This is a genomic window from Erythrobacter rubeus, assembly GCF_014705715.1.
Classification (GTDB): Bacteria; Pseudomonadota; Alphaproteobacteria; order Sphingomonadales; family Sphingomonadaceae; genus Erythrobacter; species Erythrobacter rubeus.
Map to the genome: position 1 here is coordinate 2,770,070 of NZ_JACXLC010000001.1, position 14,264 is coordinate 2,784,333.

Below are 14,264 nucleotides of genomic sequence, written 5' to 3' on the forward strand. Positions count from 1 at the left end.
GCCGCGCAATACAGAATAGCTGCGATCGAGGATTGTCGGATCGAGCGCAGGCTTCAGCAGCAAGATCGGAACGGATGTCTTGCCTGCCTACCGCCGCCTTGCTGCAGGCCTTGCGTGTCCAATCGCTACAGCGTCTGCCCGTCATCGAGCACAAAATCGCTGCCCGTCACGAATTCCGCCGAATCCGAGCACAGGAACAGCAGCGGGCCGTCCAGCCCTTCTTCGCCCATAAGGCGGCGTTTGGGGAAGCGGGCGATTTGCTTCTTGCCGGGTTCGGTATCGAACCACTCATCGTTAATCGCCGTGCGAATGTAGCCGGGGGAGATCGTGTTCACGCAGATCCCTGCGCGCGCCCATTCCCTTGCCATGCTGCGCGCGGCTTGCACAACACCTGCCTTGCTCGCGGAATAGGCCACGAGCCCGGGCGAGGGCTCGAACGCGGTGATCGAGGCGATCATGACGATCCGGCCTTTGGTCACCCCCGCGGCGATCATCCGCTTCGCCCCTTCGCGAGCGGTGAGTATCGCACCCTTGAGGTTGATCGCCAGCGTGCGCTCGATCTCCTCCTCGGGCATGTCGGTGGCCATGCCCGCGCCGTCGATCCCGGCATTGGCAATAACGGTGTCGACCGTTCCGAAGGCTCGCTCCGCTGCGTCGAAACCGGCGACAATGTCCGCCTCGCGCGCGACATCCATTTCAACCGCGGCGGCATTCTCGCCGATTTCCGACGCCAAGGCCTCGAGCCGACGCTTGCGCCGCGCGCCCAGCGCGACATTGGCGCCGTTTGCAGCGACGATGCGCGCAAAGCGCGACCCGAGCCCCGAAGACGCGCCAGTAATCAGCGCGGTGCGCCCCGATAGATCGACAGAAATGCTCATCGCAGGAGCCTATGCCGTCTTGGGCAGCTCGCCGTCGATATATTTTTTCAGCGTGGTCTGGAAATGACGCACCCGGCTATCCTGATAATGGCCAAGCTCCATCATGCCCTCTTTCATCGTCTTCATGCCGGTCTGTACATGCGGCAGGTTGGACATGTCCTGATCGAAGACGTTGGCGAGCTGCGGGCCCATTACGTCTGCGGCCCATGAGAAGGGTTCATCGTCAGGGATGTACGTCATCTCGACCGCGCGCGGGCGCTCCTCACCCTTGGGTGTCGGGAACAACAGGCGGATTTCCATGATGCACCAATCGGGCGTGTCACCAGGAAGCCAGCGATAGACGAGCGTTGGCAGAAACCCGATCCAAGGCGCGAAATTCGGGAAGATATTATAGGTGAAATTATCGAGGATCTCGCTGTCCGAGGCGTCCGAATAATCGTAGCCATACTGTTCGGCGAAACCCTGCCGCCCCGCTTCGGCCAGCACCTTGCGCGCACCCAGCGGATCGGCGGCGTCGTACCCCTCGACCGGCTCGTCGCTCGCGGCGAAGCGGCGATTGGTGTCGGCATCCGCACCGCCGGAAAACTCGTTCATTTTTTCCAAAACGTAGTCGGAATCCTTGCCCTTCATATGCGGGCTGAGAACACCTGACGGCGTAATGGCGCGATTAAAGTGGTCGCCGATGTGATCGTAGCGCGTGTTGGCATCACCCAGGAACGGGAGCAGTTGCGGGTGCGTGGTGATCGAATGCCAGGCTTCCATGAAGGCTTCGGCAGTGGCTTTCCAGTTCGCAGGAATCTTCTTCTGCACCCACATGCCGGTGTAGCGATTTTCGAAATCGTAGCGTTCGTAATGCTCCGCTGCCGGGCCCAGCCAGGTCTTGAAATCGGCGAGGTCGTGGTTCTCCGTGACCATGACGAAGCCCTGCCATAGCTCCACCCGCGCCTCTGGCAGGCACATGTTCTTGTCCTTGAGGTGCTTGAAATCCCATTCGGACGGAATCTCCTTGAGCGTCCCGTCATTGCGCCATGTGAAGCCGTGGAACGGGCAGCGCAGCTGGATCGAATTGCCGCCTTCGGTGCGCAGTTTGCGTCCGCGATGCAGACAGGCGTTGTAGAAGGCTTTGATCCCGCCATCCTTCTGCCGGATCAGCAGGAAGCTCTTGCCCGCGATCTCGTAGACAACCGTATCGCCGGGATCGGGCATTTCGTCTTCGCGTGCGGCAAACATCCAAACATTCGGCCACAGCTTTTCCCGCTCGAGCGCGGCGAATTCTTCACTGATATAGGGCTCAACCGGGAGCGGATCGTTCGGCATTTCCGCAACCGTCTCTTCGAAGAGGTAATCGGGCGGTGTCCGCGTGTCTCCTTCGAGCATTTCGGTGTAGCTCATGCCGGGGCAGCGATCTTCCGCGCTGAATTTCTTGATCTCGTTCATGGGAGTCCTCTTTCGAGCCCTTTCCTCGCACTTTGTGCAGTGTTCGCGCCCTAGAATATCACACAGATTGCCGCCGTGGTCACACTATCGGATTGGAGAGGATGCATGGCCCGGAAGAACGGGATCGCAGAGCTGGGCGAGGTGATGCAGCTCGCATTCGTGCCACCGGATTTCATGGCGGCGGTGAAACATTGGACCGAGATCATGGGCGTTGGTCCGTTCTTCCTGATGGAAGGGATTCACCTAGAAGACATGCGGTACAAGGGGCAGCCGACCGAGGCGGTGTTCGACCTGGCGCTCGCCTATTGGGGCGATGTCCAGATCGAGCTGATCCGGCCGCGCGACAACCATCCATCGATCTATTCAGGAGAATACGCGGAGGTCGGCGGCGGCCTGCACCATGTCTGCATTCTCGTCGACGATATCGAAGAGGCATACGATGTCTGCCGCGAACAGGGCGCTAAAATCGTCATCGAGGGGTCGCTCGGCGACAGTCAGGTCATCTATGTCGATCCCGGATCTGGACCAGGCGGGCTGGTCGAAATCCTGCAACAGGGCGAAGGCGGTCCCGGCCTCTTCGCGATGATCAAGGATGCGGGCAAGGACTGGGACGGCAGCGATCCGCTGAGAAGTCTTTGATTTGCGAACGCTCATTCGGGCGATCGTCTACGGCGCTGCTCCTTAGCCAGGCCATCAGTAATGCGATTGGTCGACACCGCGGGCGCGGCTAACCTACAAAAATCTACGAAGACGCGCCCAAGTAACCGAGCTGACCGGCCTTGAAGATCGTTTGCGCACGGTTGACACTGTCGAGCTTTTCGCCGGCACGGTGGATGTGATACCGGATCGTGGCGTGGCTGCGCTCAAGGATCATGCTGATTTCCTTGTCGGTCTTGCCGATCGCGGCCCAGCGCAGACATTCGACCTCGCGCTTGGACAGGACGCAATCGGAAGGGATGCGCCGTTTGGTCCGATGCGCTTGCACGTAGCCGGCAATGAAGCGGCGGGTAAGCTGCGAGAAGAGTGAGCCATATTGCGCGAACTCTTCGGACAGGTCTTCCTTGTCGCGGTCCATGCTGATGAAACTGTTCGCGGAAATCTGGCCGAAAGGCAGGTGCACGGGGATCACGATCGCGGCCTTGCACAAGGAACGCTTTTCAAAGTCGGTGAGGTCGATTTCCTCGAGATAGGAATTGCGCCAGCGGGTGTTGAAGCCATGCCGGTTTGCCCAGAACGGTTCGCTTTCGTACCGGCATGCACGCGGTATCGGAGAATGGAGCGCGAGGCGGTGATCCTCCCACCATCGCGCACCATCGTCGAGCCAGCGGAAGATATCTGCGTTGAGGATCGTCCCCTCGGCATCGAGCATCGGCTCTTTCGATGAAATGTCGTCGCACATCGCCACCTGCATGCCGCGCTCTTGCGCGATGCGGGCCATGTTCACCGCCGCATCGTGAATATCGTCCGGGCAGGTGATCGTGATCTGGTCGAGCAGCTGATCCAGATGCTCGCGGCCCTGCGGCGTGCGCAATTCTACGACGTTTTTCGACATGTACCTGACTCTCCCCGACTCTCTCACCGCGCACTCTACCTTACTTTGCCCGATTCGCCTCATACTTTACGCAGGGGAAATCGGGGGTTGCGCTGGTTAGGGCTGATTCATCATTCGGGAGAACTGCGCCATGGCATGGCAGGGTGAGAATTTCGGTGTTGCGCTGAAGGCGCTTGCGAATGCGATCGAGCCTGAGCGACCGGCGCTCGTTCATGGCGAGCGCATCGTTACCTGGGGCGAACTGGATGACCAGACCGATAGGATCGCTGCGAGCCTGAAGGAGCGCGGCCTGAAGCCCGGCGATGTGGCGGGCCAGATGCTGCGCAACAATCCCGATTACGTGCTAGCCTATTTCGGCTGCATCAAGGCCGGCGTCACCCCGGTCAACGTGAACTACCATTACAAGGAGCGCGAGCTTGCCGACATCTTCACGCGGTTCGGCCTGAGCGCGCTGTTTACCGAAAGCGATTTTGCCGAGATCGGCTCGGCCTCGATGCCGGCAGGCACGCTGACACTGAATGTGGGCTCGGACGAGTGGGCTGCGATGCGGGGGCACGACCTGCCGGGTGATTTCACGGTGCACGACGATCCGCAGGCGCTGTTCTTTACCGCGACCGGCGGCACGACCGGCATGCCGAAAGCGGTGATGTGGCCGATGCTGGAGGCGTGGCAGGCATTCAGCATCTCGGTCTGGCAACGCGGCTTTGGCGAGCCGCCTTTCGTCGCGACCTCGCTGGAAGCGCAGATGGAGGAGGCGGCGAAGATCGGTCCCGACCATCCGCTGTCATCCTCGCCCCTGCTGCTGCTCAGTCCTCTGATGCATGGTGCGGGTCAGTTCACGGCGGTGATCCATCTGCTGAAGGGCGGAACGCTCGCTCTGCTTCCGCATGAGAAGTTCGACGCCGATTTTGCGCTCGACGAGATTAAGCGCATCGGCGCAAAAGGCGTGTTCATCGTCGGCGATGCCTTTGCGCTGCCGCTGGCGGAGCGGCTGGATGCGCGCGGCGACGGAGCAGAGGTGCTTGCCAGCCTGCGGACAATAACGAGTTCGGGCGCAGTCTTTTCCGAAAGCAACAAACAGCGGCTGATCGCGCACCATCCGTCGCTGGTGGTGATCGACGCGCTCGGGTCAAGTGAGAGTTCCGGCACAGGCATCGTCATCACCACCGCGGCTGGCTCGACCGGAGGCGGCAAGTTCCAACCGCTGCCGGGGCGCGAGACCAAATTGTTCGACGAGAACTTGAACCAAATCCCTCCCGGCAGTGACGGCGTGGGGGTCGTCGCCAGAACCGGCCCTCTGCCGCTGGGTTATCTCGGCGAGACCGAAAAGAACGCGCAGACCTTCCCCGAGATAGGAGGCAGGCGCTGGCTGATGACAGGCGACCAAGCACGCTGGGCGGCGGATGGCTCGATGGAGTTCATCGGGCGCGACAATATGTGCATCAACACCGGGGGCGAAAAAGTTTTTCCCGAAGAGGTGGAGGCGGTGCTTCAAGGCCACCCTGCCGTGCACGACGTGCGGGTCGTCAGCCTTCCCGACGAACGGTTCGGCCGGAAGGTTGTCGCTGTCGTCCAGCCCGAAGGCTGCGCGCCCGATGCCCTCGAATCGGCGCTAGATGGCCGCGCGCGCGAAGAATTGGCAGGCTATAAAATTCCGCGTCTGTACGTGTTCACTGACCAGTCGTTGCGGCTCAACAACGGAAAGCCGGACTACAAAACCGCACAGGCGCTTGCGGATGAGGTGGCAGCCTAACCCGTCGCCCGGTCCGCTTTGTCCTTCGCATTGGTACCCTTGATCATCGCGCGCAACTGCTCCCATTCGGCATCGCCGAGAGCGTGCAAAACGGGATAAAACGTGCCGCCATTGGCTTGGTATCCTGCACCGTCGATGGCGATGGTCTGACCGTTCACGTATTCCGCGCCTTGCCCCATCAGGAACACGGCGAGGTTGGCGAGTTCGTGCATCTCGCCTGCACGGCCCATCGGGTTCATGTCGTTCTTCGAATTTCCGCCTTGCCCGCCCGGCGATAGCCGCGAGCTCATGCCCTTTGTCGGGAAGAGGCCCGGTGCGATCGCGTTGAACCGCAGGCCATAGCGGCCCCACTCGGTTGCGAGGCTCTGCGTCATGGCGTGGATCGCGGTCTTGGACATTGCCGACGGGACGACAAAGGCGCTGCCCGACCATACCCAAGTGGTGAGGATCGACAGGAAACTCGCTTTCTTACCCTCCGCGATCAGCCGCTTTCCGACATCGAGCGTGACATAGAACGTGCCGCGCATCACGATATCGGCAATGGCGTTAAAGCCGTTCACCGAGAGGTCTTCGGTGCGGCTGATGAAATTGCCAGCGGCGTTGTTGACCACGCCCGTCAATGCGCCACCATCGGCCCAGATCGCGTCCACCATCGCATGGATCGCATCGGCATCGCGGATATCGCAGGCATGGGCGACAACCTTGCCCCCATGCGCTTCCATCAGCTCGGTCGCGGTCTCGTCGAGCTTGTTCTGCCGCCGTCCGCAAATGTAGACGGTCGCGCCGAGTTTCAGGAACCCCTCGGCCATTTCGCGGCCCAGCCCGGTTCCCCCGCCAGTCACCAGAATGCGCTCGCCGTCCATCAGGCCTTCGCGGAACATCAGCTTCGATACGTCCATGGATCTTGTCCTTTCAGAGACCGAGAACGGTCTTGGCTATGATGTTCTTCTGCACTTCGTCCGATCCGCCGAAGATCGTTGCGGCGCGGTTGTTGAGGTATTTGCCCATTGCGGTCTGGGCGAGTTCGCTGCCGACCGGTTCGGGCGCTTCATTGCCATAGAGCGGGCGCTCCAGCGGCAATTGCAGCGCATCGGGACCGAGCAGTTCGAGGCGCAGAGTGTCGATTTCCTGCCCGATATTGGAACCGAGCAATTTGACGAGAGAGGTTTGCGGACCAGGCCGCCTGCCCTTCGCCAGCTCGGCGAGGATGCGCAGTTCGGTGAATTCGAGCGCTTCTGCGTCGAGCCGCACGCGCGCCAGCCGGTCGCGGAAACGCGCATCGTGAGCGATCGCGCCGTTAACGCCGGAAGGCTGCTCCTTGGCGAGCTCCTCCAACTTGTCGATCGATTTGAGCAGACGCGGAGCGTAGCACGATCCCCCGCGCTCGTTTTCAAGCAGGAACTTGGCAATCGCCCAGCCTGCGCCTTCCTCGCCAATGCGGTTTTCAACGGACGTGCGCGCGTCGGAGAAGAACACCTGGTTCACCTCGTGATCGCCGGACATCGAATGGATCGGCGTCACCTCGACCCCGTCCTGATCCATCGGGATAAGCAGGAAGGTGATGCCCGCCTGTTTCTTGACCGCCGCATCCGTGCGGACGAGCGCGAAAATCCAGTTGGCGTGGTGCGCATGGGTCGTCCAGATCTTCGATCCGTTGACCACGTACTCATCGCCATCCAGCCGCGCCGCGGTTTTGAGCGAGGCGAGATCTGAGCCGCTGCCCGGCTCGGAATACCCCTGACACCAGTAATCTTCGCCCGAAAGCAGCCGGGGGAGAAATTTGGCTTTCTGTTCCGGCGTGCCGAATTCGCAGATCACCGGGCCGACGAGCCTGAGCCCGAGGATCGAGATCGCAGGCGCTCCAGCGAGCGCGCATTCCTTTTCGAAGATGAATTTCTGTGTCGGCGTCCAGCCGGTCCCGCCATCCTCTTCGGGCCAATGCGGTGCGACCCAGCCTTTCTCGTTGAGGATGCGGTGCCATTCCATCCCGATATCCGGCTCTACGAACACACCGGGCGTGCGCCGGGCGCCGTCCTTCAGCCGGTCGGGCAGCTTCTCGGCAAGAAAGGTGCGGACCTCTTCGCGGAAAGCGAGGTCTTCGGCGGAAAAGTTCATGTCCATGGCTGTGCGTCCCTTAGCTCTCACCTCGCGTGTCGTCTCTTTGGGCCCAGCCAATCGAGCGACGCAGAAGGTCGTAATACACATCGTAATTCCACGCGCACATTTCCTTGTGCGGGTAGAAGTCCTGCATTCCGGGCAGGTCATAATGACCGCGGCAATGGCCGAGCGTGTTGTAGACGATCCGCCCCTTGCCGATATCGCGGGTGTAGAGGATCGGCACCGCGGTCTTTTTCCAGTCCGCCTCGACGAAGCCGGTGGCCTCACCTTCAAACGTGGTCTGCATCAGTGTGTCGATCTCGGCGGTAGTCTTCGACAGGTACAGCTCGTCCACAACCTCGAAATCGTCGATCCCGCGCGTCAGTTCGTGGTCCTTGTTCACGACTTCGACCTCGAACGGGCCGATGACCGGATGCGCCTTGAACTGGGTTCCGAGCATGTCGAACACGTCGGGGCGATCCTCGGGACATGCGACAAGGCCCTCTTCGGTGAAGACGAGGATAGAATTGGTGCCGTGCAGCGCGAGCCACTTGCCGCCCGCTTCGAGCCAGGTGCGGAGCTGTTTTGCCTGATCCTCGCTCGGCATCAGATCGCAAGTGTAGGTAATCAGGAACCGGCATTGATCGAGCCGCTCCAGACCCGAATAATCCGCCGCTACAGTGGTCCGGATATGAGGATGTTCGGCAAGGAGCTTCAGGATTTCGAGCCGCGGGTAGTCGATGTCGTGATATTTGCCGGCAGCGACGAAATGCGCATCGATCCGTTTGGCTGGTTGCTCGCCCATGATTAGCTCCTGATGGCTCCGCCGCCATCGACAGTGAAGTCGCAGCCCGTGGTAAAGCTCGATTCGTCGCTCGCGAGGAAGACGACGGCGCGCGCGACCTCTTCGGGCTCGCCGATGCGGTTCATCGGGTGGGTGGCGGCAAAGTTCGTTTCGATATTTTCCGGCGTGTCTGCGCCCGAATATTTGTAGCGATCGTACATCGGCGTGCGGATCGCGCCAGGATGCACCATGTTGGCACGGATCGGCACGCCGCGTTCAGCGCAATCCAGTGCGACCGAACGGGTAAGGCCAAGCAGCCCTGCTTTCGAAGCGCTGTACGCTGCGACAAAGGCAGCTGCACGCATCGCGATCATCGATCCGATATTGACGATTGCGCCCGACTCGCCGCTCGCTTCCATCGCGGGAAGCGCCGCGCGCATCCCGTAATAGGGGCCGTTGAGGTTGATATCGATCGTCCGATCCCAACTATCGAGCGGCCCTTCGACGACGTTGCCTGGCTCGGAAATACCGGCGATGTTGCACAGCACAGTGAGCTTGCCGAATTGCTGCTGTGCGTACTTTACCGCTTCGTGCCATTGATCGAGATCACGCACGTCGAGCTCGAACGCGGCGGCATCGTCGCCAAGCTTCTCAGCGAGCGCCCGAGCCTTGTCGATCTGGATGTCGCACAAAAGGACCTTGCCGCCTTCGCCTACGATCATCCGGCCGACCGCCGCTCCGATGCCTTCGGCGCCGCCGGTGACGAGAGCGACCTTGTCTTTCATTCTGCCGCTCATCTACCGCTCCAGGATCGCGACTGCCGACAGGCCAGGCGCGCCATAGACATGGGAATACCCGGTCTTCGGCAGATCGCCGTCCGACTTCACGACCTGCCGTTCGCCCGCCCGGCCGCGCAATTGCTCCACGTTCTCGTAAACCTGCCTGAGGCCCGACGCGCCGACGGGTTCGCCGCAGGCGATGCAGCCGCCATCGGTGTTGATCGGAAGCTTGCCGCCGCGCTCTGACCAGCCATTGGCGAGCCATTCTTCCTGTTCGCCGTCCTTGCAGAAGCCGTTTTCGGCCATGTGCATGATCTCCGCGCCGGATTCGGTGTCTTGCAATTGCGCGACGTCGATATCCTCGGGGCCGATGCCGGCACCTTCGAAAGCGGCCTGCGATGCGAGCACAGTCGGCTTGCCGCCTTCCTTGATACTGACCCCAGCCTGGAACACTTCGAAGCTGTCTGGCGGACGGGTTTTCACCGCGACTTTAGCAATTTTGACCGAGCCGTTGTTGGAAAGCGCGCCAAGCTCCTTAGCCTTCTCCTTGCTGGCAAGGATCAGGGCCACGCCGCCCTCGGCAGGGGCGCAGAACATGTATTTGGTCAGCGGATCGTTGATCATTGGCGCATTCATGATCGTTTCGAGATCGATCTCGCTACGCCGCCATGCATGGGGGGTTATGGCCCCGTTCCGGAAAGCCTTCTCCGCCACTCTGCCGAGCGTTTCGCGGCTGATGCCATGCAGCTGCATGTAGCGCTGTATCTTCAGCGCGAAGAATTGTGTCGTCAGCATCATGCCGGTCTGCCCGTACCATTCGGGCAGACCGTAATCGGAGGGCTTGGCGTTGAACGCGCCGCGTGGATGCTTGTCGAAACCGACCGCGAGAGCGAGATCGTACATCCCGCTTGCAATGGCCATCTGCGCCGAGACAAGCGCGCTTCCGCCGGTCGCGCAGCCATTGGCGACGTTGGTAAATGGCAACGAGGTGAGTCCAAGCTCGTTGACCATGATGTCCGCGCTGCCCGCCGCGGCCGATCCGCCATAGGCGCATTCGATATCGGTCCATTCAAGGCCCGCATCCTTCATCGCTTCGCGCACGGCGAATACGCCTTGTTCGCGTCCCGATCGCCCCTCAGTGCGGCCGAAGGGATGGATTCCGGCGCCGATGATATAGACATTCTCGCTCATGCGGCTTTCTCTTGAGGCTGAGTGATCGGGCGGAAGGCGAAGGTATCGTAGCTCTCGTTGAACGGGACGATACAAAACTCGACGGGCATATTGAGCTTGAGATCTTCGAGCCGCGCATCGACAATCCGGCTTTCGACAATGACTTCGCCGGGCAGTTCCACGTAACCGAGCAGGAATGGCTGGAAATCGGGCGGACCTTCATCGGGTCCGGAGCCCGGGCCTTCGTACGGCTCTTTCGGTAGGAAATCCTGAGAGGTGAAGGACCACAGCCGCCCCTGGCGGGAAAGCTTGTAGGGCTCGACGTCCTTTGCCGCGTCGCCCTGAGGCATGGGAAACACAATCTCGCCGGAAGGCAGCTTGCCACCCATGAGATGCGGCTGCGCATCGTCGCTCCAAAGTTCGGGGTCGATCTTCTTGCCCATGCTGTAATCCCTCAATCCGCCCTCTCAGGCGGCCTTCGCATATTCCGACAGGACCGTGTCGGTGTCCCCGAACAGGCGGGCGAGCACCATGACGCGTTTGAGTGCGTGGCCGATCGCCAATTCGTCGGTGATGCCCATGCCGCCGTGCATCTGCACTGCCTCGCGCGCCACCGCATCGACATTCTCGCCGATGAAAGCCTTCGCCCCTGCGGTTGCCCGCTCGAATGCGGCCGAATCCCCGCGATCGGTCAGCGCCGCGCGGTAGAGCATCGAGCGACATTGCTCGATGCGCGCATAGGCTTCAACCAGTCGGTGTTGCAGCGCCTGGAAAGATCCGATTGCCACACCGAATTGCTCGCGCTCTTTCACGTAACCGAGCGTATCGCCGAGGAGGCGTCGCCCGAGGCCGACCATTTCCGCTGCCGCATAGAGCCGGGTCTCGCTAACGATTTCGCTGAGGCGCTTTGCATCGAGATCGAGCTTGGCCGAGGCCGGAGCGCGGGTGAGTTTGAGCTCGCCCGCAATGCCGCCATCGGCAAGCCGGTAGGGCCGTACTTCAACGCCTTCGGCATCCTTGGCGACGATGAAGCAAGCCGTTTCACCGTCGTGCTCGGCAGTGACGATGAACAGGTCTGCTAGAGCGCCGCCGAAGACAAAGGTCTTCTCGCCTGTCAGCGTGTAGCTGCCATCGCCGCCCTCTGCCTTCATGCCCTTGGCTGTCAGGCTGTATCGCTGCGCGCGCTCTGCCCATGCGAAGGTGGTGATGTGCTCACCGGCGATGATGTTCTCGAGGAGTTCGGCCGCGCCGCCGCGCTCCAGCAGCAGGGTTGGAAGAATACCGTGTTCAAGCAGTGGGTCGGGCGCGTTGGCTTTGCCGATCGCTTCGGTCACCAGCGCAAGATCGATGGACGAACCGCCCATGCCGCCCGCTGCTTCGCTTGCTGCAAGGGCGATCAGGCCGAGTTCCGCAAGGCTTTGCCACCGCGCGCGGTCATAGCCTTCAGGAGACATCCGAAGCTTGCGCCGGGCCTCGACATCGATCGGCGCGGCGAAGCGTTCGACGCTGGAGCAGAACATTTCCTGCTCTTCACTCAGATCGAAATTCACGCAGCTTTCCTCGTGAAGGTGATCGGGAGGCGGATGACTCCGCGCAGCAGGATGTTCGGCAGGACCTTCACCCCGTCTTCGTCGGCGACTGCGAAATTATCGAGCCGCTCCAGCAGCTCATCGAACGCGACGAGCATCTCCTTGCGGCTGAGCATGTTGCCGACGCACATATGCGGGCCCTTACCAAAGGCGAGGTGTGCACGCGCATTCTTGCGCTCGATATCGAATGTGTCGGGGTTCTCGAACTTCTTGGGATCGCGGTTTGCGGCGGCATAGCGAAGCTGGACCACGCTGCCCTTTGGCATGGCGACGCCGCCGAGTTCGGTGTCTTCCTTCACGATGCGCCACATGCCCGCAGTCGGCGTTTCATAGCGCAGCGCTTCTTCGACCATGTTTCCGATCAGTTTCGGATCGCGCCCGCCCGCTGCGGCTTTTGCTTTCTCCATCTGCTCGGGGTTGCGGATCAGTTCGAGCAGGCATCCGGCTAGCGTCGAAGTCGTCGTTTCATTACCCGCGACCATGAACTGCTGCATGATCGACATGATCTCTTCATCGGTCAGCGGCGTTTCGCCCTCGACCCGAGCTTCGACAAGATCGGTCAGGAGGTCGTCGCCGCCATTCTGGCGCCGGTCGTCGATCTTCGGTTTCATGTATTTCTGGTATTCGACGAAGGCGCGCGCGCATTCGAGCTGGCGTTCGCGGCCCACCATCTGGCTGAACCGATCGACCGCCGCATCGGACCAGTATTTAACCTGCTTGGGATCGTTATCGAGGCCGATTTGCTGCGCGATCATGGCCACCGGCAGCGGGATCGCGAACGCCTCGACAAACTCGCACTCGCCATCGGCCGCCATCTTCTCGATCAGTTCGATCGATTTGGCACGCATGTCGGCTTCGATTGCATTTACGCGCGGAGCGGAAAAGGCCAAGTTGACGAGCTTCCGGTTGCGGGTGTGGACCGGGTGATCCGCAGTAAGAAGTGTCGGCGGATTGTCCCACCCGTCTTTCAGGATTTCCTGAATTTCCTCGTCTTCCGCCCCCATCAGGACGGTGAAGTCGTTGGAGAACACTTCCGGTTTGGTGTTGGCCTCGTTGCACAGATCGTAGCTGTAGACGACGAAGGTGTTCATTTCCGGCAGGTGTTCGACTTCGATCCCCGCATCGTGGATCGCCCGGTAATAATCGAACGGATCGACGAGCGTTTCGGGGGCGAAAACGTTACCCTCGGGCTTGTTCATAATGGTGGCTCCGGTCCTCAGAATTACCTGCGGAGCCTAGCCACAGGAGCCGCCGCGATGCGATGCGCGAATGTGTTAGGACCGGCGGGTCACCCGCCCGCAAATTCGCGCTGAAATTCGGCCATGTCGAAATAGTCGCGCCATGCCGTGATCAGCCCATTTTCATCCAGCTCGAACGTGCCCATCACCCGGGTCGCAGCCGTGCGGCCATCCTTCAGCGTGAACGCATCGGTTCGCTCGGTCAGCACGGTGTTGCCGTTTGCCGCGATACTGTGCGTTTCCCACTGGCAGCCGGTCACATCGCCCATAAAACCGGCAACGGCTTCGCGCATGGCTGCCTTTCCTTTGATCGGGTCCATCGGGATATTGTGCCAGACAACGTCTTCCGAACAGAGCGCATAGACTGCATCCATGTCGCCAGTGTTCCAGTGGCCGATAAAGGCGGCGACGGTGTTGGTGGGGCTCATGGGTTTTCTCCAGCGATAAAATTCAGCGCATTGGCGAGTGTCTGCCGAACGAACGGGTTTTCGTAAGTCTGCGGTGCATCGCCGAATTGCAGGTAGACGAGCGGGGCATTCTCCACCCGCTTGTGCCAGGCGACGAGGTTGCTGCCGGGCGGATGGTCCCAGCCTTCGTTCGAATAGAGTGTGCCTGAAATGCCGAGCGCGGCGGAATAGAAATTGGCGCGATTGAATTGGTAATCGGACCTGATCAGCGGTTCGACGTCGCCCTCGAATATCTCGGCGAGGTAGAGCTCATCGGTTACCGCGAAGCTATCGAGAAGCCCTGCGGTGACGGGATGATCGGCGATCACCTTGGCCGAGTATTCGACATCGTGGCGATAGCCGGAATCAAGCACCGGCTTACCGCGCACCTCGCCTGGTGTGTAAAGAAATCGGCCGCCCAGCATTTCGTGCCACTCCGGCCAATCCGCCCATCCGGCGAGCGCGTGGTGCATCGCGACTGCGCCCCGACCGGCCTTGAAGCGATCGACTATGGCGCGGCGATACGCCTCCGATGGCGGGC

Annotated in this window: 15 protein-coding genes; 2 read left to right on the plus strand and 13 right to left on the minus strand. The window is 61.0% G+C overall.

The window, feature by feature from the left end:
• Nucleotides 1-125: 125 nt before the first annotated feature.
• Together IB285_RS13650 and IB285_RS13655 are read right to left on the minus strand one after the other, a co-directional pair.
• Nucleotides 126-878: an SDR family NAD(P)-dependent oxidoreductase gene (locus IB285_RS13650; RefSeq protein ID WP_190788672.1), complete on the minus strand. Its 753-nt coding sequence runs from the start codon at nt 876-878 to the stop codon at nt 126-128.
• Nucleotides 879-887: 9 nt separating this feature from the next.
• Entirely contained in the window at nt 888-2,315 is a 1,428-nt protein-coding gene (locus tag IB285_RS13655; RefSeq protein WP_190788673.1) for an aromatic ring-hydroxylating oxygenase subunit alpha, read from the minus strand.
• Between the two features lie 105 nt (nt 2,316-2,420).
• Here IB285_RS13655 and IB285_RS13660 point away from each other — a divergent pair, with 105 nt between their 5' ends.
• The gene (locus IB285_RS13660; RefSeq protein WP_190788674.1) at nt 2,421-2,954 is read left to right on the plus strand and encodes a VOC family protein; all 534 of its coding nucleotides are present in this window, start codon (nt 2,421-2,423) and stop codon (nt 2,952-2,954) included.
• 103 nt (nt 2,955-3,057) lie between these two features.
• Here the strand turns inward: IB285_RS13660 and IB285_RS13665 are convergent, their stop codons facing one another.
• Nucleotides 3,058-3,867: a helix-turn-helix transcriptional regulator gene (locus IB285_RS13665; protein ID WP_190788675.1), complete on the minus strand. Its 810-nt coding sequence runs from the start codon at nt 3,865-3,867 to the stop codon at nt 3,058-3,060.
• A 130-nt stretch (nt 3,868-3,997) separates the two neighbouring features.
• Between IB285_RS13665 and IB285_RS13670 the strand changes: the two genes are divergently transcribed.
• The gene (locus tag IB285_RS13670; protein ID WP_190788676.1) at nt 3,998-5,620 is read left to right on the plus strand and encodes an AMP-binding protein; all 1,623 of its coding nucleotides are present in this window, start codon (nt 3,998-4,000) and stop codon (nt 5,618-5,620) included.
• Here IB285_RS13670 and IB285_RS13675 read toward each other — a convergent pair.
• The 10 genes from IB285_RS13675 to IB285_RS13720 all read right to left on the minus strand — a co-directional run.
• A complete protein-coding gene (locus IB285_RS13675) occupies nt 5,617-6,519 on the minus strand; it encodes an SDR family oxidoreductase (RefSeq protein WP_190788677.1) in 903 nt (300 codons plus the stop codon). The two genes, IB285_RS13670 and IB285_RS13675, sit on opposite strands and share 4 nt — an antisense overlap.
• 13 nt (nt 6,520-6,532) lie before the next feature.
• The gene (locus IB285_RS13680) at nt 6,533-7,741 is read right to left on the minus strand and encodes an acyl-CoA dehydrogenase family protein (RefSeq protein WP_190788678.1); all 1,209 of its coding nucleotides are present in this window, start codon (nt 7,739-7,741) and stop codon (nt 6,533-6,535) included.
• Between the two features lie 13 nt (nt 7,742-7,754).
• On the minus strand, nt 7,755-8,522 hold the full coding sequence (locus tag IB285_RS13685; protein WP_190788679.1) for a ThuA domain-containing protein: 768 nt from the start codon (nt 8,520-8,522) through the stop codon (nt 7,755-7,757).
• Between the two features lie 2 nt (nt 8,523-8,524).
• A complete protein-coding gene (locus IB285_RS13690; RefSeq protein WP_190788680.1) occupies nt 8,525-9,286 on the minus strand; it encodes an SDR family NAD(P)-dependent oxidoreductase in 762 nt (253 codons plus the stop codon).
• A gap of 12 nt (nt 9,287-9,298) precedes the next feature.
• A complete protein-coding gene (locus IB285_RS13695; protein WP_190788681.1) occupies nt 9,299-10,471 on the minus strand; it encodes a thiolase family protein in 1,173 nt (390 codons plus the stop codon).
• The gene (locus IB285_RS13700; RefSeq protein WP_190788682.1) at nt 10,468-10,893 is read right to left on the minus strand and encodes a Zn-ribbon domain-containing OB-fold protein; all 426 of its coding nucleotides are present in this window, start codon (nt 10,891-10,893) and stop codon (nt 10,468-10,470) included. Before IB285_RS13700 ends, IB285_RS13695 begins: the two co-directional genes overlap by 4 nt.
• A 24-nt stretch (nt 10,894-10,917) precedes the next feature.
• Nucleotides 10,918-12,000 carry an acyl-CoA dehydrogenase family protein gene (locus tag IB285_RS13705; RefSeq protein ID WP_190788683.1) on the minus strand — a complete coding sequence of 361 codons (1,083 nt, stop codon included), beginning with the start codon at nt 11,998-12,000 and terminating at the stop codon, nt 10,918-10,920.
• Nucleotides 11,997-13,238 (minus strand): cytochrome P450, encoded by a 1,242-nt coding sequence (locus IB285_RS13710; RefSeq protein ID WP_190788684.1) that lies wholly within the window; start codon nt 13,236-13,238, stop codon nt 11,997-11,999. Before IB285_RS13710 ends, IB285_RS13705 begins: the two co-directional genes overlap by 4 nt.
• Nucleotides 13,239-13,327: 89 nt before the next feature.
• A complete protein-coding gene (locus IB285_RS13715) occupies nt 13,328-13,705 on the minus strand; it encodes a nuclear transport factor 2 family protein (protein ID WP_190788685.1) in 378 nt (125 codons plus the stop codon).
• A partial coding sequence (locus IB285_RS13720) for a ThuA domain-containing protein (RefSeq protein ID WP_190788686.1) occupies nt 13,702-14,264 on the minus strand: 563 nt, incomplete at its 5' end. The genes IB285_RS13720 and IB285_RS13715, both read right to left, overlap by 4 nt.

Bases quoted from the DNA above. Each gene is read 5' to 3' on its own strand.
- IB285_RS13650 (WP_190788672.1), bottom strand. From the start codon at position 878: ATGAGCATTTCTGTCGATCTATCGGGGCGCACCGCGCTGATTACTGGC.
- IB285_RS13655 (WP_190788673.1), bottom strand. From the start codon at position 2,315: ATGAACGAGATCAAGAAATTCAGCGCGGAAGATCGCTGCCCCGGCATG.
- IB285_RS13660 (WP_190788674.1), top strand. From the start codon at position 2,421: ATGGCCCGGAAGAACGGGATCGCAGAGCTGGGCGAGGTGATGCAGCTC.
- IB285_RS13665 (WP_190788675.1), bottom strand. From the start codon at position 3,867: ATGTCGAAAAACGTCGTAGAATTGCGCACGCCGCAGGGCCGCGAGCAT.
- IB285_RS13670 (WP_190788676.1), top strand. From the start codon at position 3,998: ATGGCATGGCAGGGTGAGAATTTCGGTGTTGCGCTGAAGGCGCTTGCG.
- IB285_RS13675 (WP_190788677.1), bottom strand. From the start codon at position 6,519: ATGGACGTATCGAAGCTGATGTTCCGCGAAGGCCTGATGGACGGCGAG.
- IB285_RS13680 (WP_190788678.1), bottom strand. From the start codon at position 7,741: ATGGACATGAACTTTTCCGCCGAAGACCTCGCTTTCCGCGAAGAGGTC.
- IB285_RS13685 (WP_190788679.1), bottom strand. From the start codon at position 8,522: ATGGGCGAGCAACCAGCCAAACGGATCGATGCGCATTTCGTCGCTGCC.
- IB285_RS13690 (WP_190788680.1), bottom strand. From the start codon at position 9,286: ATGAAAGACAAGGTCGCTCTCGTCACCGGCGGCGCCGAAGGCATCGGA.
- IB285_RS13695 (WP_190788681.1), bottom strand. From the start codon at position 10,471: ATGAGCGAGAATGTCTATATCATCGGCGCCGGAATCCATCCCTTCGGC.
- IB285_RS13700 (WP_190788682.1), bottom strand. From the start codon at position 10,893: ATGGGCAAGAAGATCGACCCCGAACTTTGGAGCGACGATGCGCAGCCG.
- IB285_RS13710 (WP_190788684.1), bottom strand. From the start codon at position 13,238: ATGAACAAGCCCGAGGGTAACGTTTTCGCCCCCGAAACGCTCGTCGAT.
- IB285_RS13715 (WP_190788685.1), bottom strand. From the start codon at position 13,705: ATGAGCCCCACCAACACCGTCGCCGCCTTTATCGGCCACTGGAACACT.